This window comes from Bacillus sp. PAMC26543 (genome assembly GCF_014250375.1).
Classification (GTDB): domain Bacteria; phylum Bacillota; class Bacilli; order Bacillales; family Bacillaceae; genus Bacillus; species Bacillus halotolerans.
In genome coordinates this window covers 7,501-29,093 of record NZ_CP060193.1, presented here as the reverse complement: position 1 = coordinate 29,093, position 21,593 = coordinate 7,501, and the positions used below count along the sequence as shown (strand labels likewise).

Genomic DNA, 21,593 nt, shown 5'->3' with positions numbered 1-21,593 from the left:
TGTTCCTTGAATAAGTTAAGATGGGCCTGTAGCTCAGCTGGTTAGAGCGCACGCCTGATAAGCGTGAGGTCGGTGGTTCGAGTCCACTCAGGCCCACCATCTTATACAAATGGGGCCTTAGCTCAGCTGGGAGAGCGCCTGCTTTGCACGCAGGAGGTCAGCGGTTCGATCCCGCTAGGCTCCACCAACGTGTTCTTTGAAAACTAGATAACAGTAGACATCACATTCAATTAGTAACACAAGATATCACATAGTGATTCTTTTTAACGGTTAAGTTAGAAAGGGCGCACGGTGGATGCCTTGGCACTAGGAGCCGATGAAGGACGGGACGAACACCGATATGCTTCGGGGAGCTGTAAGCAAGCTTTGATCCGGAGATTTCCGAATGGGGAAACCCACCACTCGTAATGGAGTGGTATCCATATCTGAATTCATAGGATATGAGAAGGCAGACCCGGGGAACTGAAACATCTAAGTACCCGGAGGAAGAGAAAGCAAATGCGATTCCCTGAGTAGCGGCGAGCGAAACGGGATTAGCCCAAACCAAGAGGCTTGCCTCTTGGGGTTGTAGGACACTCTATACGGAGTTACAAAGGAACGAGGTAGATGAAGAGGTCTGGAAAGGCCCGCCATAGGAGGTAACAGCCCTGTAGTCAAAACTTCGTTCTCTCCAGAGTGGATCCTGAGTACGGCGGAACACGTGAAATTCCGTCGGAATCCGGGAGGACCATCTCCCAAGGCTAAATACTCCCTAGTGACCGATAGTGAACCAGTACCGTGAGGGAAAGGTGAAAAGCACCCCGGAAGGGGAGTGAAAGAGATCCTGAAACCGTGTGCCTACAAGTAGTCAGAGCCCGTTAACGGGTGATGGCGTGCCTTTTGTAGAATGAACCGGCGAGTTACGATCCCGTGCAAGGTTAAGCAGAAGATGCGGAGCCGCAGCGAAAGCGAGTCTGAATAGGGCGCATGAGTACGTGGTCGTAGACCCGAAACCAGGTGATCTACCCATGTCCAGGGTGAAGTTCAGGTAACACTGAATGGAGGCCCGAACCCACGCACGTTGAAAAGTGCGGGGATGAGGTGTGGGTAGGGGTGAAATGCCAATCGAACCTGGAGATAGCTGGTTCTCTCCGAAATAGCTTTAGGGCTAGCCTCAAGGTAAGAGTCTTGGAGGTAGAGCACTGATTGGACTAGGGGCCCCTACCGGGTTACCGAATTCAGTCAAACTCCGAATGCCAATGACTTATCCTTGGGAGTCAGACTGCGAGTGATAAGATCCGTAGTCGAAAGGGAAACAGCCCAGACCGCCAGCTAAGGTCCCAAAGTATACGTTAAGTGGAAAAGGATGTGGAGTTGCTTAGACAACCAGGATGTTGGCTTAGAAGCAGCCACCATTTAAAGAGTGCGTAATAGCTCACTGGTCGAGTGACTCTGCGCCGAAAATGTACCGGGGCTAAACGTATCACCGAAGCTGCGGACTGTTCTTCGAACAGTGGTAGGAGAGCGTTCTAAGGGCTGTGAAGCCAGACCGGAAGGACTGGTGGAGCGCTTAGAAGTGAGAATGCCGGTATGAGTAGCGAAAGAGGGGTGAGAATCCCCTCCACCGAATGCCTAAGGTTTCCTGAGGAAGGCTCGTCCGCTCAGGGTTAGTCGGGACCTAAGCCGAGGCCGAAAGGCGTAGGCGATGGACAACAGGTTGATATTCCTGTACCACCTCCTCACCATTTGAGCAATGGGGGGACGCAGGAGGATAGGGTAAGCGCGGTATTGGATATCCGCGTCCAAGCAGTTAGGCTGGGAAATAGGCAAATCCGTTTCCCATAAGGCTGAGCTGTGATGGCGAGCGAAATATAGTAGCGAAGTTCCTGATTCCACACTGCCAAGAAAAGCCTCTAGCGAGGTGAGAGGTGCCCGTACCGCAAACCGACACAGGTAGGCGAGGAGAGAATCCTAAGGTGATCGAGAGAACTCTCGTTAAGGAACTCGGCAAAATGACCCCGTAACTTCGGGAGAAGGGGTGCTCTGTTAGGGTGCAAGCCCGAGAGAGCCGCAGTGAATAGGCCCAGGCGACTGTTTAGCAAAAACACAGGTCTCTGCGAAGCCGTAAGGCGAAGTATAGGGGCTGACGCCTGCCCGGTGCTGGAAGGTTAAGAGGAGCGCTTAGCGTAAGCGAAGGTGCGAATTGAAGCCCCAGTAAACGGCGGCCGTAACTATAACGGTCCTAAGGTAGCGAAATTCCTTGTCGGGTAAGTTCCGACCCGCACGAAAGGCGCAACGATCTGGGCACTGTCTCAACGAGAGACTCGGTGAAATTATAGTACCTGTGAAGATGCAGGTTACCCGCGACAGGACGGAAAGACCCCGTGGAGCTTTACTGCAGCCTGATATTGAATGTTGGTACAGCTTGTACAGGATAGGTAGGAGCCTTGGAAACCGGAGCGCCAGCTTCGGTGGAGGCATCGGTGGGATACTACCCTGGCTGTATTGACCTTCTAACCCGCCGCCCTTATCGGGCGGGGAGACAGTGTCAGGTGGGCAGTTTGACTGGGGCGGTCGCCTCCTAAAAGGTAACGGAGGCGCCCAAAGGTTCCCTCAGAATGGTTGGAAATCATTCGCAGAGTGTAAAGGCACAAGGGAGCTTGACTGCGAGACCTACAAGTCGAGCAGGGACGAAAGTCGGGCTTAGTGATCCGGTGGTTCCGCATGGAAGGGCCATCGCTCAACGGATAAAAGCTACCCCGGGGATAACAGGCTTATCTCCCCCAAGAGTCCACATCGACGGGGAGGTTTGGCACCTCGATGTCGGCTCATCGCATCCTGGGGCTGTAGTCGGTCCCAAGGGTTGGGCTGTTCGCCCATTAAAGCGGTACGCGAGCTGGGTTCAGAACGTCGTGAGACAGTTCGGTCCCTATCCGTCGCGGGCGCAGGAAATTTGAGAGGAGCTGTCCTTAGTACGAGAGGACCGGGATGGACGCACCGCTGGTGTACCAGTTGTTCTGCCAAGGGCATCGCTGGGTAGCTATGTGCGGACGGGATAAGTGCTGAAAGCATCTAAGCATGAAGCCCCCCTCAAGATGAGATTTCCCATTCCGCAAGGAAGTAAGATCCCTGAAAGATGATCAGGTTGATAGGTCTGAGGTGGAAGTGTGGCGACACATGGAGCTGACAGATACTAATCGATCGAGGACTTAACCTAATTTCTAATGATGTCACACCTGTTATCTAGTTTTGAGAGAACACTCTCAATTGTTTGGTGGCGATAGCGAAGAGGTCACACCCGTTCCCATGCCGAACACGGAAGTTAAGCTCTTCAGCGCCGATGGTAGTCGGGGGTTTCCCCCTGTGAGAGTAGGACGCCGCCAAGCAAGGGTAAAACCCAGCTCATTGAGCTGGGTTTTTTGTTTATATATATTGCTGCAGGAATTTCAAAACGTATTTAGGAAATTTGTTTTCCGTTACCATTAAAAACTGCTGAATGAACACGTAATCATCACTGACATGCTGCGTTAACAGCTCATACCACCATTCTGTTTCATACCTCGCAATCATTCCTATGTTGTACAAAATTAAATAATGGATTGTTATTTCCGGAAGTTTAAGAAACTGATCTCGTTTAGAAGGAATATAATATTGTCTTTTGTCCAAATCAAATAATAGGCTGATTGACGTCCATGGATTTATGTCTTGCCGTGAAAGGTGGAACAGCAGGTTATCTTTATCTTTTTTCAAAAAGGTCCATTTAAAATGGTGAGACATATATTCAATAAATCGTGAATCAGACATCTTATAATGAATCACGATATCCTCTGGTATAGAAACCATGTCCTTTTCCTTCTCAACCTTTATAATAAAACGTTCCTTTTTCTGAAATTGAAAAATATCACTTAACTCTGGAATAGCGGCTAATAACCTTTTCATAGTATACCGTTCATCTTCTATACCTGATTGACCAAATAAGTGTTTCATGAAGTGCATACATAAACCGTTGCGTTGTATTTTCACTTCATCATCGCTAAAACAATAATTTTGCTTCTTTCTTTTACGCGCTGTGACGCCATGTGCGAGAACTGATGTATGGCTTGGGTAGTGAGGATCCTGTGTGATGAGACAGGCTTTGATCAGCTGTGACATCCCGTAAAATAAAAGAATCGGTTTGATTTCTAAAGGCGAGCAAGAGGCTTGCTTATAAAATGATTCAGCATGCTTCAAGAAGAAAATAAACCGCTCGCTGTTTTTAAAAGAGTTCCGTTTCGCCTCATCTGCACCATTTAAGACATAGACTTTTTCTAGAAATTTCTGGGTTGATTCTACGGAGTAAAATAGCGCTAAGTCTTTCCAATCATGATATGTCATATGTATTTCTAATTCCTTTCCGTTATCTAAATATTTCAACTCTTTTTCGGTTCCTTGACATGCTCTTGGCTTGTTGATAATCTACATATAATATTTTGCCGAAAAGAGGGGGATTTACTAATGTGGGAAAGTAAATTTTCAAAAGAAGGCTTAACGTTCGACGATGTACTGCTTGTACCAGCTAAGTCAGAGGTACTTCCGCGTGATGTGGATTTATCTGTTGAACTTACAAAGACGTTAAAGCTGAATATTCCTGTCATCAGCGCAGGTATGGATACTGTAACAGAATCAGCAATGGCAATTGCAATGGCTAGACAGGGCGGCTTGGGCATTATTCATAAAAATATGTCGATCGAGCAGCAGGCTGAACAAGTTGATAAAGTAAAACGCTCTGAACGAGGCGTTATTACAAATCCCTTCTTTTTAACTCCTGATCACCAAGTTTTTGATGCGGAGCATTTGATGGGGAAATACAGAATTTCCGGTGTTCCGATTGTAGATAACAAAGAAGACCAAAAGCTTGTCGGTATTATCACGAACCGCGACCTTCGTTTTATTTCTGATTACTCAATGAAAATCAGCGATGTTATGACAAAAGAAGAACTTGTCACTGCACCGGTTGGAACGACTTTAGACGAAGCTGAAAAGATTTTGCAGAAACATAAAATTGAAAAGCTTCCACTCGTTGATGATCAAAATAAATTAAAAGGTCTTATCACGATTAAAGACATTGAAAAAGTTATCGAGTTCCCTAATTCATCTAAAGACATTCACGGCCGTTTGATCGTTGGCGCGGCAGTTGGTGTAACTGGCGACACGATGACACGCGTGAAAAAGCTTGTAGAAGCCAATGTGGATGTCATTGTTATCGATACAGCACACGGGCATTCTCAAGGCGTGTTAAACACAGTGACAAAGATCCGTGAAACGTATCCTGAATTAAATATTATTGCTGGAAACGTAGCAACAGCTGAAGCGACAAAAGCACTCTTCGAAGCTGGTGCTGATGTTGTCAAAGTAGGAATCGGACCTGGTTCAATTTGTACTACTCGTGTGGTAGCAGGTGTTGGTGTACCTCAAATCACAGCGATTTATGACTGTGCGACTGAAGCAAGAAAACATGGCAAAACAATTATCGCAGACGGCGGAATTAAATTCTCTGGCGATATTGCAAAAGCATTGGCAGCCGGCGGACATGCTGTTATGCTTGGAAGCTTACTGGCAGGTACGTCAGAAAGCCCTGGTGAAACTGAAATCTACCAAGGCAGAAGATTCAAAGTATACCGCGGTATGGGATCTGTGGCTGCAATGGAAAAAGGAAGTAAAGACCGTTACTTCCAAGAAGAAAATAAAAAATTCGTTCCAGAAGGCATTGAAGGACGCACACCTTACAAGGGGCCAGTTGAAGAAACAGTTTATCAGCTAGTCGGCGGTCTTCGTTCTGGTATGGGATATTGCGGATCTAAAGATCTTCGCGCTTTAAGAGAAGAAGCTCAGTTCATTCGTATGACTGGTGCAGGCCTTCGTGAAAGTCATCCGCATGATGTACAGATTACAAAAGAATCACCGAACTATACAATTTCATAAATAAATTGTTACAAATTAAAAACATTTGACAGGGTCTCTGACTCTGTCTATTTTTTTTATACCGATTATGATAAAATTTATACTGTTGTGCATTGAAAATGTCCTTAACGGCTTAATTATAGATGAAGAAAAATGAAATACGGAGGTCGTACGATTGAACATCAAGAAATGTAAACAGCTATTGATGTCATTGGTTGTTTTAACACTGGCCGTAACTTGCCTGACTCCAATGTCAAAAGCAAAGGCTGCCAGCGATCCAATTGATATCAACGCATCAGCTGCTATTATGATCGAAGCTTCTTCAGGTAAAATTCTTTACAGCAAAAACGCAGAGAAAAGACTGCCAATTGCAAGTATGACAAAGATGATGACAGAGTATCTGTTATTAGAAGCAATTGATGAAGGCAAAGTAAAATGGGATCAAACCTATACGCCTGATGACTATGTGTATGAGATTTCCCAAGATAACAGTTTATCAAACGTTCCTCTTCGAAAAGACGGAAAATACACAGTAAAAGAACTTTATCAAGCGACAGCAATCTATTCTGCAAATGCGGCTGCGATTGCCATTGCAGAAGTTATTGCAGGCTCTGAAACAAAGTTCGTTGAAAAAATGAATGCAAAAGCAAAAGAACTGGGATTAACAAATTACAAATTTGTTAATGCAACAGGTCTTGAAAACAAAGATCTTCACGGCAAGCAGCCTGAAGGGACAAGCGTAGATGAAGAAAGTGAAGTTTCTGCTAAGGATATGGCTATTCTTGCAGATCACCTGATTACTGACTACCCTGAGATTTTAGAAACTTCCAGCATCTCAAAAATGAAGTTCAGAAAAGGTACAGATGATGAAATGGACATGCCGAACTGGAACTTTATGCTGAAGGGTCTAGTCAGCGAGTACAAAGGTGCAACTGTAGATGGACTGAAAACAGGTTCTACTGACTCTGCGGGTTCATGTTTCACAGGAACTGCTGAAAGAAACGGAATGCGTGTCATCACTGTGGTGTTAAACGCAAAAGGCAACATTCACACTGGCCGTTTCGATGAAACGAAAAAAATGTTTGATTATGCTTTCAACAATTTCTCTATGAAAGAAATTTATGCTGAAGGCGATCAGGTAAAAGGCCATAAAACCATTTCTGTAGATAAAGGTAAAGAGAAAGAAGTAGGCATTGTCACAAGCAAGGCATTTTCTCTTCCTGTCAAAAATGGTGAAGAAAAGAATTACAAAGCAAAAGTCACTTTAAACAAAGACACTTTGACTGCCCCTGTGAAAAAAGGGACGAAGGTTGGGAAACTGACTGCGGAATATACAGGTGATGAAAAGGACTATGGATTCCTTAACAGCAGCCTGGCAGGTGTAGACCTTGTGACGAAAGAAAATGTAGATAAAGCAAACTGGTTTGTTTTAACAATGCGCAGCATCGGCGGATTTTTCGCTGGTATCTGGGGAAGCATTGTTGATACAGTAACTGGCTGGTTTTAATGAATGGAAAGAGCTCTGATTGATGTTAGGGCTCTTTCGCTTAATATACTGAAAAAACCCAATTTTTAATAAAAAATGATTTTCAAAGCCCTAAAAACCGAATAAAATAAGTTATATCCATATGAATTATTGGATTTCTAGGATACAATAAGTAATAGAAATCATATACTATACCTTGATTAGGGGGACCAAGAAATGGCTCAAACAGGTACTGAACGTGTAAAACGCGGAATGGCAGAAATGCAAAAAGGCGGCGTCATCATGGACGTCATCAATGCGGAACAAGCGAAAATTGCTGAAGAGGCTGGAGCTGTCGCTGTAATGGCGCTAGAACGTGTACCAGCTGATATTCGTGCGGCTGGAGGAGTTGCCCGTATGGCAGACCCTACAATCGTGGAAGAAGTAATGAATGCTGTATCCATCCCTGTAATGGCAAAAGCGCGTATCGGACATATTGTTGAAGCGCGTGTGCTTGAGGCTATGGGTGTTGACTACATTGATGAAAGTGAAGTTCTGACTCCGGCTGACGAAGAATTTCATTTGAATAAAAATGAATATACAGTTCCTTTCGTGTGCGGCTGCCGTGACCTCGGCGAAGCAACACGCCGTATTGCTGAAGGCGCTTCTATGCTTCGTACAAAAGGTGAGCCTGGAACTGGTAATATCGTTGAAGCTGTTCGCCATATGCGCAAGGTAAACGCTCAAGTACGCAAAGTAGTTGCAATGAGCGATGATGAGCTGATGACTGAAGCGAAAAATTTGGGAGCGCCTTATGAGCTGCTTCAACAAATTAAAAGAGACGGTAAACTTCCTGTCGTTAACTTTGCGGCTGGCGGCGTAGCGACTCCTGCTGATGCGGCACTTATGATGCAGCTTGGCGCTGACGGTGTATTTGTTGGTTCTGGTATCTTCAAATCAGACAATCCTGCAAAATTTGCAAAAGCAATTGTGGAAGCAACAACTCACTTCACTGATTATAAATTGATTGCAGAGCTTTCAAAAGAGCTTGGAACTGCAATGAAAGGGATCGAAATCTCAAATTTACTTCCAGAACAGCGTATGCAAGAACGCGGCTGGTAAGAATATAGGAGAGCTGCGACATGTTAACAATAGGTGTACTAGGACTTCAAGGAGCAGTAAGAGAGCATATCCATGCAATTGAAGCATGCGGTGCAGCTGGACTTGTTATTAAACGCCCAGAGCAGCTAAACGAAATTGATGGTTTAATTTTGCCGGGCGGAGAAAGCACGACAATGCGCCGTTTAATTGATACGTATCAATTCATGGAGCCATTGCGTGAGTTTGCTGCTCAGGGAAAACCGATGTTTGGAACATGTGCCGGTTTAATTATTTTAGCAAAGGAAATTGCCGGTTCAGATAACGCTCATTTAGGTTTGCTGAATGTAGTTGTTGAACGGAATTCGTTTGGCCGGCAGGTTGACAGCTTTGAAGCTGATTTAACAATTAAAGGGCTGGACGAACCTTTCACTGGTGTATTCATCCGTGCGCCGCATATCTTGGAAGCCGGTGAAAATGTTGAAGTGCTTTCTGAGCATAACGGACGCATTGTTGCGGCTAAACAGGGTAATTTCTTAGGCTGTTCGTTCCATCCGGAGCTGACAGAGGATCATCGAGTGACAAAGCTGTTCGTTCAAATGGTAGAGGAATACAAGCAGAAAGCCCTTGTATAAAACAGTTGAAAGCTGTGGAAACTTATAGTACATTATAAACACAAATAAAGATCGAAAAGCGTTGATAGGAACTAGTAGGAAGTCTCTCTTTCTAAGAGAGCCGATGGTTGGTGCGAATCGGTGAAAGATGCTGTCTGAATCCATCCTTGAGCGAAATGCTGAATGAAGTAGGCATTTACGGGATAACCGTTATGTGTGAAAGCGGAAAACAAGTCTATGGCTTGTTTTCAATCAGGGTGGCAACGCGAGAGCTCTCGTCCCTTTCATGGGGATGAGGGCTCTTTTTATTTTCGATAATTCAATGAATTTAATGAAAAAAGGAGTGTTTCGCATGCTTGATACGAAAATGCTGAGAGCGAATTTTCAAGAAATTAAAGCAAAGCTTGTACACAAAGGCGAAGACTTAACAGATTTTGATAAGTTCGAGGAGCTTGATGATAAAAGAAGAGAGCTTATCGGAAAAGTAGAAGAACTAAAAGGAAAACGGAATGAAGTATCCCAGCAGGTAGCTGCTTTGAAACGCGAGAAAAAAGACGCGGATCACATCATTAAAGAAATGCGTGAAGTCGGCGAGGAAATTAAAAAACTTGATGAAGAATTAAGAACAGTAGAATCTGCGCTTGAGACCATTCTTCTTTCAATCCCGAATATTCCGCATGAATCAGTGCCAGTCGGTGAAACGGAAGATGATAACGTAGAAATCCGGAAATGGGGCGAAACACCTTCATTTGCACATGAGCCAAAACCGCATTGGGATATTGCTGATGAGCTCGGCATTCTTGATTTTGAACGTGCTGCGAAGGTAACAGGAAGCCGCTTCGTGTTTTATAAAGGCTTAGGTGCTCGTTTGGAGCGTGCGCTTTATAACTTTATGCTTGACCTTCATGTGGATGAGTATAACTATACTGAGGTTATCCCGCCTTATATGGTAAACCGTGCAAGCATGACGGGAACAGGACAGCTTCCAAAGTTCGAAGAGGATGCGTTTAAGATCAGGGAAGAGGATTACTTCTTGATTCCGACTGCTGAAGTGCCGATCACAAATATGCATCGGGATGAAATTCTGTCAGGTGACAGCCTGCCGATTAATTATGCGGCATTCAGTGCCTGTTTCCGTTCAGAAGCTGGTTCAGCAGGGCGCGATACACGCGGATTAATCCGTCAGCACCAGTTTAATAAAGTGGAGCTTGTGAAGTTTGTAAAGCCGGAAGATTCTTATGATGAGTTAGAAAAACTAACAAACCAGGCTGAGCGTGTGCTCCAGCTGTTGGAACTTCCATACCGTGTAATGAGTATGTGTACGGGAGATTTAGGATTTACGGCTGCGAAAAAATACGATATAGAAGTTTGGATTCCGAGCCAAGACACATATCGTGAAATTTCTTCTTGCAGCAACTTCGAAGCGTTCCAAGCCAGACGCGCGAACATTCGTTTTAGACGTGAAGCGAAAGGCAAACCAGAGCATGTACACACATTGAACGGTTCAGGTTTGGCAGTTGGAAGAACAGTTGCCGCTATTTTAGAAAATTATCAGCAGGAAGACGGAAGCGTCATTATACCAAAAGTGCTTCGTCCTTATATGGGAAATAGAGAAGTCATCAAAGCGTAAAGCTGAAAAGGTGTGCCTGATAAGGCACGCCTTTTCGCTATTTGAATTAAACATTTTCATAAAAACAAAAAAAGTTTTCAAAAATGCTTGACCATCATAAAACATTCATGATATAGTAAGTCTTGTCGATACGGAGGAATACCCAAGTCCGGCTGAAGGGATCGGTCTTGAAAACCGACAGGGGTGTCAAAGCCCGCGGGGGTTCGAATCCCTCTTCCTCCGCCATATTGATTTTAATTCTAATGAAACTCAAGCATATATTGGAGATTGTTTTGTCCGTTGCATCGTTCGCAACGGATTTTTTAATATCATAAAAAAGTGAATCTCAGGTCATGAGATTCACTTTTTTTTCGTTTCATGAATGACAGTTGCGATTTGATCAACAATGTTCTCGATAGAACTTTCATCATTCTTCAAGTCATAATCCTCAATACGGATTTTCAGGACAGGGCAAGCGTTAAAACCGCTGATCCAGTTTTCGTAACGCGTGTGCATTTCTTCCCAATAAGACCGATCTGTTTGAAGCTCCATTTCACGTCCGCGTTCTTCAATCCGGGCTAATATGTTTTCCAGATCGCCTTCTAAATAGATCAGCACATCAGGATGCGGGAAATACGGTGTCATGACCATTGCTTCAAACAGGCTTGTATAGGTTTTATAATCAATCTTTGACATCGTCCCTTTGTCAGCGTGCATTTTTGCAAAAATCCCAGTATCCTCATAAATAGAACGATCCTGTACAAACCCTCCGCCGGCTTCAAAAATATTTTTCTGTTCTTTGAATCGTTCAGCTAAGAAGTAGATTTGCAGATGGAAGCTCCAGCGTTCAAAATCATGATAGAATTTTTCTAAGTATGGGTTATGATCGACTTCCTCAAGAGAGGTTTTAAAGCCAAGCCGTTTAGCCAATGCTCTTGTTAAAGTAGATTTTCCGACACCTACTGTTCCTGCTACTGTAATGATTGAATTCTCAGGGATATGATGTTCCTTCATTTTATAAGCTCCTTTACATGGGCGGCAATACGTTCAAAATCGCTCTTATTCAAAACGAAATCCTCTGAATCGCCATCTATTGTTAACACCGTAAGATATGGGTCTGCTTCCTGCAGCTGCTTGATGGCGATGTCATAATCTGCGATCAGCTGTTCCAAATAGCTTGTTTCAATTTTTTTCTCAAAGGGACGCCCGCGTTTTTCAATGCGGTGTAACAATGTGGGCAGACTTGCCTTTATGTAAATGATGAAATTTGGCTTAGGAAGATCATCGGTAAGAAGATGAAAAATCTTTCTGTATTTGTTGAGCTGCTGTTCAGACAGCGTTCGTTCAGCAAAAATCACATTTTTATAAATATGATAATCAGCTATCACAGGCTGTCCTTCATTTAAAAAGTGATGGCTGGTATCCTCAAGCTGTTTGTACCTGTGACAAAGAAAAAACATCTCAAGCTGGAAGCTCCATTCCTCTATGTTGTCATAAAACTTATCAAGGTATGGGTTATCCTCAACAATCTCACTGATCATAGGGAATCCAAGCTCTTGTGAAAGCATCGTCGCGAGCGTTGTTTTTCCTGCCCCGATAGGACCTTCAACTGCGATAAAAGGGGCTGTATTCATTGGAATCCTCCTTATTTCTAAAAAACGTCCGTCAATTGCTGACCTTCATATTGTATCACAACCCTTGGATTCCCTTATGAAAAAAAGACGTTTCCAAATTAACGGAACGTCTTTTTGACAACTTGAAATTGATCAGAAAGCAGCAGCCAGTTTTGAGGAAAGGAAAGCCCCAGCTTCCAGTAGCTGATCCCTCTTAAATTAAGCTCTTTAATCAGATTGAATTTGGCCTGAATCGAACGGGCGTCTTCAAACCATACCTCGTGCCTTTTGTTTTCTGCATCAGTATAGCGGAAGAAGGGGGCTTGGGCAGTTTGGTCATACTGGATGTCGGCATTGTTTTGATCGGCTATGACAATGGCTTGCTGAGGGCTTATTGCTCTTGCCGGAGTTCCTCCTGCTGTATAAGGAAGTGTCCAGTCATATCCATATAAATTCTGCCCCATGACAATTTTATTGGCGGGCATTTCGGTTAAAGCATATTCAATGACGTTCCGAACAGGTCCTATTGGAGAAACGGCTTGAGCTGGTCCACCACTGTATCCCCATTCATATGTCATGAGGACAACAAAGTCTACAATTTGGCCATGTGCTCTGTAATCATGGGCTTCGTACCATCTGCCCTGCTGTGTTGCGCTTGTTTTAGGGGCAAGCGCCGTAGAAATTTCTAAGCCTTCTTGATGAAAAAGATCCCTTGCCTCGCGGAGAAATTGATTATATGCCTCTCTATCCTGGGGCCGTAAGTATTCAAAGTCAAAATGAATAGCACGGAAGCCATATCTTCTGGCATTCTCGACTATTTCATTCAAAAGTCTTCTTTTCACAGTATCGTCGTTCAAAAGGATCCGGCCGAGCTCATCGCTGAATGCCTGGTTTTCTAGGTTCGTTATAATCATCATCAATGTCGTGCCTTGATTCTCTGCAATGCTTCTTAAATTCGTTAAAGGCGGTGCGACTAAGGTTCCATCACGCTGTGCCTGGAAACTGAATGCGCCAAGGTACGTTAAGTAGGGCGATGCTTCTCTGGCCGCCTGCTGGAGATTTTCGCTGACTTGATTTCCGCGTGGCTCCAAATAAGCGCTTGATTCAATGTCTCTTTTTGGAACTGGAGGAATGTATAAACGGAAACCAATCTGCAGTACGGTATTTAACTGGATGCGGTTCACCCTGGCAAGCTCAGCTGCTGTTGTATTAAATTGCTGTGCGATGGATGTCAGGGTATCACCTTGTTGAACATCATAAAACTGGCCAGCTATTGGAATAACAATGGTTTGTCCGACAACAAGGCTGTCGGGATTCGGTATTTCATTCGTTTCTGTGATTTCGTTTGCAGTTGTTCTGTATTGTGAAGCGATAGCAGAAAGAGTGTCTCCTTGTTTCACCACATAAATTTGAATGAAAAACGCCTCCTTTCATATCGCTACAATGTATGAAAGGAAAGCGCTAATCATGTTTGTTTTTCTGTAATTTGTTCTTCAGTTGTAATTTCTGCGAAAAGAACATTTTCCATCATGGTTAGAGCGAATTCATTGTCCTTATCGCTGTTAGAAGCAATGCAGTCCTTAGGTATTGTAATGCTGTATTCTCTCATGTAAGCATCATTAGCAGTAAACAGCACGCATATATTTCCGGCTATCCCTGTTAAGACAATGCGTTTCACCTGTAATTCAGTCAGGAGGGTATGGAGGGCTGTTTCATAAAAAGCGGAGTGTTTCGGCTTGATTAAAAAATAGTCGGCATCCTCGGGCGATATCTTTTCAATAATGGCCTTGCTTTTCTCGTTTTCACATTCTTGCTGGATATTTTGGATATCCGCTTGCCAAAGCCCGTAATGATCATTAATGTATATAATCGGCCAGTCATTTTGTCTTGCGTGCTTTTTTAATGATAAAATGTGAGGAACGATTTTTTCTGTTTTGTTGGCGAGACTTTCTCCCATATCAAATTCAAAATTATTGATCATGTCTACAATGAGAAGAGCTGTGTCTGCTTTAGACATCGACAGTCTCCTTTCTGTTTAAGTTATAGTTAATATGTAGCCTTTTTAGGTAAGGAAAAAACTTTGAAAAGAGAGCTAATCTGATGAATCAAGATGAACTTTATATGAAAGAAGCAATAAAAGAAGCGAAAAAAGCTGAAGCGAAAGGCGAGGTGCCGATCGGGGCCGTGCTTGTTGTGAATGATAAAATCGTGGCACGCGCGCACAATTTAAGAGAAACAGAGCAGCGGTCTATCGCTCATGCGGAAATGCTTGTGATTGATGAAGCGTGCAAGTCACTTGGAACATGGAGACTGGAAGGCGCAACACTTTACGTTACCCTTGAGCCTTGTCCGATGTGTGCCGGAGCCGTCGTGCTTTCACGCGTGGAGAAAGTAGTATTTGGCGCATTTGATCCAAAAGGAGGCTGTTCAGGCACGTTAATGAACCTTCTTCAGGAAGAACGCTTTAATCATCAGGCTGAAGTGGTGAGCGGTGTGCTAGAGGAAGAATGCGGAGGAATGCTCAGTGCGTTTTTCAGAGATCTGAGAAAAAAGAAGAAAGCTTCTAGGAAAAACTTGTCTGAGTAGTAAGGTTGCAATTTTTAGGGGAAAAGGATATACTTATGTGTGCATCGTCATAGATGCGACATAAAATTTGATATTTATTTTGCCGTGCTAAGCGGGGAGGTAGCGGTGCCCTGTACCCGCAATCCGCTCTAGCGGGGCCGAATCCCTTCTCGAGGTTCGTTTACTTTAAGGTCTGCCTTAAGTAAGTGGTGTTGACGTTTGGGTCCTGCGCAATGGGAATTCATGAACCATGTCAGGTCCGGAAGGAAGCAGCATTAAGTGAAACCTCTCATGTGCCGCAGGGTTGCCTGGGCCGAGCTAACTGCTTAAGTAACGCTTAGGGTAGCGAATCGACAGAAGGTGCACGGTAAATCAATCATCAAATTTTCAAACTCACCTAATATTAGGTGAGTTTTTTGTTATGTAAAAGAGCTTTTGGAATCGATACACGGTTCATGTATAATGGGAATGATGAATAACGGAGGAGGGCGCACCCGTGAGTTACCAAGCTTTATATCGAGTATTCAGGCCTCAGCGCTTTGAAGATGTGGTCGGACAAGAGCACATTACAAAAACGCTTCAAAATGCCCTTTTGCAAAAGAAATTTTCTCATGCTTATCTGTTTTCCGGGCCAAGGGGTACGGGAAAAACCAGTGCGGCCAAAATATTTGCCAAAGCTGTCAACTGTGAACACGCTCCTGTTGATGAGCCATGTAACGAATGTGCAGCCTGTAAAGGGATAACAAACGGGTCCATATCCGATGTCATAGAAATTGACGCCGCTTCTAACAATGGTGTTGATGAAATTCGTGACATCCGCGACAAAGTGAAGTTTGCCCCATCGGCCGTCACATATAAGGTATATATCATAGATGAGGTGCATATGCTTTCTATCGGCGCCTTTAATGCGTTATTAAAAACATTAGAAGAGCCGCCTGAGCATTGTATTTTCATTTTAGCAACAACAGAACCGCACAAAATTCCTTTAACCATTATCTCCAGATGTCAGCGTTTTGACTTCAAGCGAATTACATCCCAAGCGATTGTCGGACGTATGAACAAAATAGTTGATGCTGAAGAGCTGCAGGTTGAAGAAGGGGCGCTCGACATTATTGCGAGTGCTGCAGATGGCGGTATGAGGGATGCTTTGAGCCTTCTTGATCAGGCAGTCTCATTCAGCGGCGACGAGCTAAAAGTTGATGATGCGCTTCTGATTACCGGAGCAGTTTCTCAATTATATATAGGAAAGCTTGCGCAATCTCTGCATGAAAAACATGTTTCTGAAGCTTTGGAAACATTGAATGAGCTGCTTCAGCAAGGGAAAGACCCGGCGAAGCTGATAGAGGATATGATTTTCTATTTCAGGGACATGCTGCTGTTCAAAACAGCTCCTGGCTTAGAGGGTGTACTGGAAAAAGTAAAAGTCGATGAAACGTTCCGTGAATTGAGTGAACAAATTCCGACCCAGGCGATATATGAAATGATTGATATCCTGAACAAGAGTCACCAGGAAATGAAATGGACGAACCATCCCCGCATCTTCTTTGAAGTGGCTGTGGTGAAGATTTGCCAAACGTCTCATCAACCAGCTGCTGCAGACCTGCCTGAAGTTGATATGCTGATGAAAAAAATCCAGCAGCTTGAGCAAGAAGTAGAACGGCTCAAAACAACCGGCGTAAAAGCAGCGGCGGAAAGTCCGAAAAAAGAAGCGCCGCGTGCGCCAAAAGGCGGGAAATCCAATTACAAAGCGCCGGTAGGCAGAATTCATGAAATTTTGAAGGAAGCAACGAGGACGGACCTTGATCAGCTCAGAAGCAGCTGGGGCAAGCTTCTGGCTCACCTGAAACAGCAAAACAAAGTATCACATGCTGCGCTGCTGAATGACAGTGAACCTGTGGCTGCAGCTTCTTCGGCATTTGTACTGAAATTCAAATATGAAATACATTGTAAAATGGTCGCCGAGGATAACAACGGTGTCCGGACTAATCTTGAACAGATTTTAGAATCTATGCTCGGAAAAAGAATGGATTTGATTGGCGTTCCAGAAGCACAATGGGGTAAAATAAGAGAAGAATTTTTAGTAGATCATCAGCAGGAAAATGAAGGATCAAATGAGCCGGCTGAAGAAGATCCGCTTATTGCAGAAGCAAAAAAGCTTGTCGGAGCGGATTTAATTGAAATAAAAGACTAACAAAATGAAAGAGAGTGGATAATATGCGTGGCGGAATGGGAAATATGCAAAAAATGATGAAACAAATGCAAAAAATGCAAAAGGATATGGCCAAGGCTCAAGAAGAGCTTGCAGAACAGGTAGTTGAAGGAACTGCAGGCGGCGGTATGGTAACAGTTAAAGCAAACGGCCAAAAAGAAATTCTGGATGTCATCATTAAAGAAGATGTAGTTGACCCGGAAGATATCGAAATGCTCCAGGACTTAGTGCTTGCTGCAACGAATGAAGCCTTGAAAAAAGTTGACGAGATCACAAACGAAACAATGGGTCAATTTACAAAAGGAATGAACATGCCAGGTTTGTTCTAGGGGGATAAAAGAAAATGCAATATCCTGAACCAATATCAAAGCTGATCGACAGCTTTATGAAATTGCCAGGGATCGGACCGAAAACAGCGGTCCGTCTGGCTTTTTTTGTTCTAGGTATGAAAGAAGATGTGGTATTAGATTTTGCGAAAGCGTTGGTAAATGCGAAACGCAATCTGACATATTGCTCAGTTTGCGGGCATATTACAGACCAGGACCCTTGTTATATATGTGAAGATTCACGAAGGGATAAGTCCATTATCTGTGTTGTGCAAGACCCTAAGGATGTTATTGCTATGGAGAAAATGAAAGAATACAACGGCCAGTATCATGTTCTCCACGGCGCCATTTCTCCAATGGACGGCATCGGACCAGAGGATATAAAAATACCAGAATTGTTAAAACGATTACAGGATGATCAAGTGACAGAAGTGATTCTCGCAACAAACCCTAATATAGAAGGGGAAGCAACAGCGATGTATATATCAAGGCTCTTGAAGCCATCTGGTATTAAGCTCTCCCGTATTGCCCACGGACTGCCCGTCGGCGGTGACTTGGAATATGCTGATGAGGTCACTCTTTCTAAGGCACTTGAAGGAAGACGTGAATTGTAAGGGAGGAAAAAGCGATCCATGGGTTTTCTTCGCAAGAAAACATTGAGAAGAGAGTTTGATGAAAAACTAATCGAGCAGCTTTTTAAGCAAAAGGAAGAGTGGAACAGGCAAAAGAAGCTGGTTGAAAAAAGCCTTGAACCATCAGCTGAAGTTTTATGCGAGCTGAAGGTAGCTGAAGCGAAGTATTTTTTTTACTTGAGGGAAGCGAAACAGCGGAATTTGAAAATCAGCCGGTGGAAGTAAGTGGTCTAAACTCCTGGATCTTCTCATAAGCTTGTACTAGAACAAGTGAAGGGGATGAGAAGATTCATGGAGCCTATTTTTATTATAGGGATTATTTTAGGACTAGTTGTTCTTCTATTTTTATCAGGTTCGCCTGCAAAGCCTTTAAAGTGGATTGGTATAACTGCTGTTAAATGTGTAGCGGGTGCTTTGTTGCTGGTATGTGTGAACATGTTCGGAGGCAGCCTCGGCATCCATGTGCCGATTAATATTGTCACAACAGCCATAAGCGGAATCTTGGGCATACCGGGAATAGCAGCATTAGTAGTGATTAAGCATTTTATTATTTAATTCATGTTATATGTTGACTTTAAGACGTAAGGGTGTTATTCTAATATACGTCGCTGATGACGGATAAGCTTTTTAAAGAAATTACGAAAAAAGTTGTTGACGGAAACGGCGTAAAATGTTATGATTATAAAGTCGCTTAAAGAGCGGCAACAAAGTTCTTTGAAAACTAAACAAGACAAAACGTACCTGTTAATTCAAGTTTTAATATAAATCGCACAGCGATGTGCGTAGTCAGTCAAACTACTTTATCGGAGAGTTTGATCCTGGCTCAGGACGAACGCTGGCGGCGTGCCTAATACATGCAAGTCGAGCGGACAGATGGGAGCTTGCTCCCTGATGTTAGCGGCGGACGGGTGAGTAACACGTGGGTAACCTGCCTGTAAGACTGGGATAACTCCGGGAAACCGGGGCTAATACCGGATGCTTGTTTGAACCGCATGGTTCAAACATAAAAGGTGGCTTCGGCTACCACTTACAGATGGACCCGCGGCGCATTAGCTAGTTGGTGAGGTAACGGCTCACCAAGGCAACGATGCGTAGCCGACCTGAGAGGGTGATCGGCCACACTGGGACTGAGACACGGCCCAGACTCCTACGGGAGGCAGCAGTAGGGAATCTTCCGCAATGGACGAAAGTCTGACGGAGCAACGCCGCGTGAGTGATGAAGGTTTTCGGATCGTAAAGCTCTGTTGTTAGGGAAGAACAAGTACCGTTCGAATAGGGCGGTACCTTGACGGTACCTAACCAGAAAGCCACGGCTAACTACGTGCCAGCAGCCGCGGTAATACGTAGGTGGCAAGCGTTGTCCGGAATTATTGGGCGTAAAGGGCTCGCAGGCGGTTCCTTAAGTCTGATGTGAAAGCCCCCGGCTCAACCGGGGAGGGTCATTGGAAACTGGGGAACTTGAGTGCAGAAGAGGAGAGTGGAATTCCACGTGTAGCGGTGAAATGCGTAGAGATGTGGAGGAACACCAGTGGCGAAGGCGACTCTCTGGTCTGTAACTGACGCTGAGGAGCGAAAGCGTGGGGAGCGAACAGGATTAGATACCCTGGTAGTCCACGCCGTAAACGATGAGTGCTAAGTGTTAGGGGGTTTCCGCCCCTTAGTGCTGCAGCTAACGCATTAAGCACTCCGCCTGGGGAGTACGGTCGCAAGACTGAAACTCAAAGGAATTGACGGGGGCCCGCACAAGCGGTGGAGCATGTGGTTTAATTCGAAGCAACGCGAAGAACCTTACCAGGTCTTGACATCCTCTGACAATCCTAGAGATAGGACGTCCCCTTCGGGGGCAGAGTGACAGGTGGTGCATGGTTGTCGTCAGCTCGTGTCGTGAGATGTTGGGTTAAGTCCCGCAACGAGCGCAACCCTTGATCTTAGTTGCCAGCATTCAGTTGGGCACTCTAAGGTGACTGCCGGTGACAAACCGGAGGAAGGTGGGGATGACGTCAAATCATCATGCCCCTTATGACCTGGGCTACACACGTGCTACAATGGACAGAACAAAGGGCAGCGAAACCGCGAGGTTAAGCCAATCCCACAAATCTGTTCTCAGTTCGGATCGCAGTCTGCAACTCGACTGCGTGAAGCTGGAATCGCTAGTAATCGCGGATCAGCATGCCGCGGTGAATACGTTCCCGGGCCTTGTACACACCGCCCGTCACACCACGAGAGTTTGTAACACCCGAAGTCGGTGAGGTAACCTTTATGGAGCCAGCCGCCGAAGGTGGGACAGATGATTGGGGTGAAGTCGTAACAAGGTAGCCGTATCGGAAGGTGCGGCTGGATCACCTCCTTTCTAAGGATATTTACGGAATATAAGACCTTGGGTCTTATAAACAGAACGTTCCCTGTCTTGTTTAGTTTTGAAGGAACTTTGTTCCTTGAATAAGTTAAGATGGGCCTGTAGCTCAGCTGGTTAGAGCGCACGCCTGATAAGCGTGAGGTCGGTGGTTCGAGTCCACTCAGGCCCACCATCTTATACAAATGGGGCCTTAGCTCAGCTGGGAGAGCGCCTGCTTTGCACGCAGGAGGTCAGCGGTTCGATCCCGCTAGGCTCCACCAACGTGTTCTTTGAAAACTAGATAACAGTAGACATCACATTCAATTAGTAACACAAGATATCACATAGTGATTCTTTTTAACGGTTAAGTTAGAAAGGGCGCACGGTGGATGCCTTGGCACTAGGAGCCGATGAAGGACGGGACGAACACCGATATGCTTCGGGGAGCTGTAAGCAAGCTTTGATCCGGAGATTTCCGAATGGGGAAACCCACCACTCGTAATGGAGTGGTATCCATATCTGAATTCATAGGATATGAGAAGGCAGACCCGGGGAACTGAAACATCTAAGTACCCGGAGGAAGAGAAAGCAAATGCGATTCCCTGAGTAGCGGCGAGCGAAACGGGATTAGCCCAAACCAAGAGGCTTGCCTCTTGGGGTTGTAGGACACTCTATACGGAGTTACAAAGGAACGAGGTAGATGAAGAGGTCTGGAAAGGCCCGCCATAGGAGGTAACAGCCCTGTAGTCAAAACTTCGTTCTCTCCAGAGTGGATCCTGAGTACGGCGGAACACGTGAAATTCCGTCGGAATCCGGGAGGACCATCTCCCAAGGCTAAATACTCCCTAGTGACCGATAGTGAACCAGTACCGTGAGGGAAAGGTGAAAAGCACCCCGGAAGGGGAGTGAAAGAGATCCTGAAACCGTGTGCCTACAAGTAGTCAGAGCCCGTTAACGGGTGATGGCGTGCCTTTTGTAGAATGAACCGGCGAGTTACGATCCCGTGCAAGGTTAAGCAGAAGATGCGGAGCCGCAGCGAAAGCGAGTCTGAATAGGGCGCATGAGTACGTGGTCGTAGACCCGAAACCAGGTGATCTACCCATGTCCAGGGTGAAGTTCAGGTAACACTGAATGGAGGCCCGAACCCACGCACGTTGAAAAGTGCGGGGATGAGGTGTGGGTAGGGGTGAAATGCCAATCGAACCTGG

The 21,593-nt window shown here is 44.9% G+C and carries 16 protein-coding genes, 5 tRNA genes, 4 rRNA genes, 1 other RNA gene and 1 other annotated feature (1 of these 27 running past the window's edge); of the genes, 21 read left to right on the top strand and 5 right to left on the bottom strand.

The window, feature by feature from the left end:
• Nucleotides 1–22 precede the first annotated feature (22 nt).
• The 4 genes from H7F27_RS00170 to rrf all read left to right on the top strand — a co-directional run bounded on the left by H7F27_RS00170 (nucleotide 23) and on the right by rrf (nucleotide 3,365).
• Nucleotides 23–99 (top strand) — tRNA-Ile (locus H7F27_RS00170).
• Nucleotides 100–111: 12 nt separating this feature from the next.
• Nucleotides 112–187: transfer RNA gene (locus H7F27_RS00165), tRNA-Ala, on the top strand.
• An 81-nt stretch (nucleotides 188–268) separates the two neighbouring features.
• Nucleotides 269–3,196, top strand: a 23S ribosomal RNA gene (locus H7F27_RS00160).
• 53 nt (nucleotides 3,197–3,249) lie between these two features.
• Nucleotides 3,250–3,365, top strand: a 5S ribosomal RNA gene (gene rrf / locus H7F27_RS00155).
• Between the two features lie 37 nt (nucleotides 3,366–3,402).
• On the opposite strand, the gene H7F27_RS00150 is transcribed toward rrf, so the two are convergent.
• Nucleotides 3,403–4,353 (bottom strand): YaaC family protein, encoded by a 951-nt coding sequence (locus H7F27_RS00150; RefSeq protein WP_185848919.1) that lies wholly within the window; start codon nucleotides 4,351–4,353, stop codon nucleotides 3,403–3,405.
• Between the two features lie 120 nt (nucleotides 4,354–4,473).
• Between H7F27_RS00150 and guaB the strand changes: the two genes are divergently transcribed.
• The 6 genes from guaB (at nucleotide 4,474) to H7F27_RS00120 (ending at nucleotide 10,951) form a co-directional block, all read left to right on the top strand.
• Nucleotides 4,474–5,940 carry an IMP dehydrogenase gene (guaB, locus tag H7F27_RS00145; protein WP_024123587.1) on the top strand — a complete coding sequence of 489 codons (1,467 nt, stop codon included), beginning with the start codon at nucleotides 4,474–4,476 and terminating at the stop codon, nucleotides 5,938–5,940.
• Nucleotides 5,941–6,094: 154 nt separating this feature from the next.
• Nucleotides 6,095–7,426 (top strand): D-alanyl-D-alanine carboxypeptidase, encoded by a 1,332-nt coding sequence (dacA, locus tag H7F27_RS00140; protein WP_024123588.1) that lies wholly within the window; start codon nucleotides 6,095–6,097, stop codon nucleotides 7,424–7,426.
• Between the two features lie 195 nt (nucleotides 7,427–7,621).
• Complete coding sequence (gene pdxS, locus H7F27_RS00135; RefSeq protein ID WP_024123589.1) at nucleotides 7,622–8,506, top strand: pyridoxal 5'-phosphate synthase lyase subunit PdxS; 885 nt, start codon at nucleotides 7,622–7,624, stop codon at nucleotides 8,504–8,506.
• A gap of 20 nt (nucleotides 8,507–8,526) precedes the next feature.
• Nucleotides 8,527–9,117: a pyridoxal 5'-phosphate synthase glutaminase subunit PdxT gene (gene pdxT / locus H7F27_RS00130; protein WP_024123590.1), complete on the top strand. Its 591-nt coding sequence runs from the start codon at nucleotides 8,527–8,529 to the stop codon at nucleotides 9,115–9,117.
• A 52-nt stretch (nucleotides 9,118–9,169) separates the two neighbouring features.
• Nucleotides 9,170–9,382, top strand: a binding site (T-box leader).
• 66 nt (nucleotides 9,383–9,448) lie between these two features.
• Entirely contained in the window at nucleotides 9,449–10,726 is a 1,278-nt protein-coding gene (gene serS, locus H7F27_RS00125) for a serine--tRNA ligase (protein ID WP_024123591.1), read from the top strand.
• Between the two features lie 132 nt (nucleotides 10,727–10,858).
• Nucleotides 10,859–10,951 (top strand) — tRNA-Ser (locus H7F27_RS00120).
• A gap of 114 nt (nucleotides 10,952–11,065) precedes the next feature.
• Here the strand turns inward: H7F27_RS00120 and dck are convergent.
• The 4 genes from dck to H7F27_RS00100 all read right to left on the bottom strand — a co-directional run bounded on the left by dck (nucleotide 11,066) and on the right by H7F27_RS00100 (nucleotide 14,335).
• Nucleotides 11,066–11,719, bottom strand: a complete 654-nt coding sequence (gene dck / locus H7F27_RS00115; protein ID WP_024123592.1) for a deoxyadenosine/deoxycytidine kinase — start codon at nucleotides 11,717–11,719, stop codon at nucleotides 11,066–11,068.
• Entirely contained in the window at nucleotides 11,716–12,339 is a 624-nt protein-coding gene (dgk, locus tag H7F27_RS00110; RefSeq protein WP_105955735.1) for a deoxyguanosine kinase, read from the bottom strand. The genes dck and dgk overlap by 4 nt, the downstream gene beginning before the upstream one ends.
• A gap of 98 nt (nucleotides 12,340–12,437) precedes the next feature.
• Complete coding sequence (locus H7F27_RS00105; RefSeq protein WP_103672612.1) at nucleotides 12,438–13,721, bottom strand: glycosyl hydrolase family 18 protein; 1,284 nt, start codon at nucleotides 13,719–13,721, stop codon at nucleotides 12,438–12,440.
• Between the two features lie 62 nt (nucleotides 13,722–13,783).
• Entirely contained in the window at nucleotides 13,784–14,335 is a 552-nt protein-coding gene (locus H7F27_RS00100) for a cysteine hydrolase family protein (protein ID WP_010332741.1), read from the bottom strand.
• Between the two features lie 83 nt (nucleotides 14,336–14,418).
• Between H7F27_RS00100 and tadA the strand changes: the two genes are divergently transcribed.
• The 11 genes from tadA to H7F27_RS00045 all read left to right on the top strand — a co-directional run.
• On the top strand, nucleotides 14,419–14,904 hold the full coding sequence (gene tadA, locus H7F27_RS00095) for a tRNA adenosine(34) deaminase TadA (RefSeq protein ID WP_024123596.1): 486 nt from the start codon (nucleotides 14,419–14,421) through the stop codon (nucleotides 14,902–14,904).
• A gap of 82 nt (nucleotides 14,905–14,986) precedes the next feature.
• Nucleotides 14,987–15,251, top strand: an RNA gene (gene ffs, locus H7F27_RS00090) — signal recognition particle sRNA large type.
• A gap of 128 nt (nucleotides 15,252–15,379) precedes the next feature.
• Nucleotides 15,380–17,074, top strand: coding sequence for a DNA polymerase III subunit gamma/tau (gene dnaX, locus H7F27_RS00085; protein WP_024123597.1), 1,695 nt, complete (start codon nucleotides 15,380–15,382; stop codon nucleotides 17,072–17,074).
• A 23-nt stretch (nucleotides 17,075–17,097) separates the two neighbouring features.
• A complete protein-coding gene (locus H7F27_RS00080) occupies nucleotides 17,098–17,421 on the top strand; it encodes a YbaB/EbfC family nucleoid-associated protein (protein ID WP_014112282.1) in 324 nt (107 codons plus the stop codon).
• 14 nt (nucleotides 17,422–17,435) lie between these two features.
• Nucleotides 17,436–18,032, top strand: a complete 597-nt coding sequence (gene recR / locus H7F27_RS00075) for a recombination protein RecR (RefSeq protein WP_024123598.1) — start codon at nucleotides 17,436–17,438, stop codon at nucleotides 18,030–18,032.
• Nucleotides 18,033–18,050: 18 nt separating this feature from the next.
• Entirely contained in the window at nucleotides 18,051–18,275 is a 225-nt protein-coding gene (locus H7F27_RS00070; RefSeq protein WP_024123599.1) for a YaaL family protein, read from the top strand.
• Nucleotides 18,276–18,341: 66 nt separating this feature from the next.
• The gene (gene bofA, locus H7F27_RS00065; RefSeq protein WP_024123600.1) at nucleotides 18,342–18,605 is read left to right on the top strand and encodes a sigma-K factor-processing regulator BofA; all 264 of its coding nucleotides are present in this window, start codon (nucleotides 18,342–18,344) and stop codon (nucleotides 18,603–18,605) included.
• A 245-nt stretch (nucleotides 18,606–18,850) separates the two neighbouring features.
• Nucleotides 18,851–20,400: ribosomal RNA gene (locus H7F27_RS00060) — 16S ribosomal RNA — on the top strand.
• A gap of 101 nt (nucleotides 20,401–20,501) precedes the next feature.
• Nucleotides 20,502–20,578 (top strand) — tRNA-Ile (locus tag H7F27_RS00055).
• Nucleotides 20,579–20,590: 12 nt separating this feature from the next.
• Nucleotides 20,591–20,666: transfer RNA gene (locus H7F27_RS00050), tRNA-Ala, on the top strand.
• Between the two features lie 81 nt (nucleotides 20,667–20,747).
• Nucleotides 20,748–21,593: ribosomal RNA gene (locus H7F27_RS00045) — 23S ribosomal RNA — on the top strand (it continues 2,082 nt past the right edge of the window).
• Together the 16S and 23S rRNA genes with 2 tRNA genes alongside form the textbook arrangement of a ribosomal RNA operon.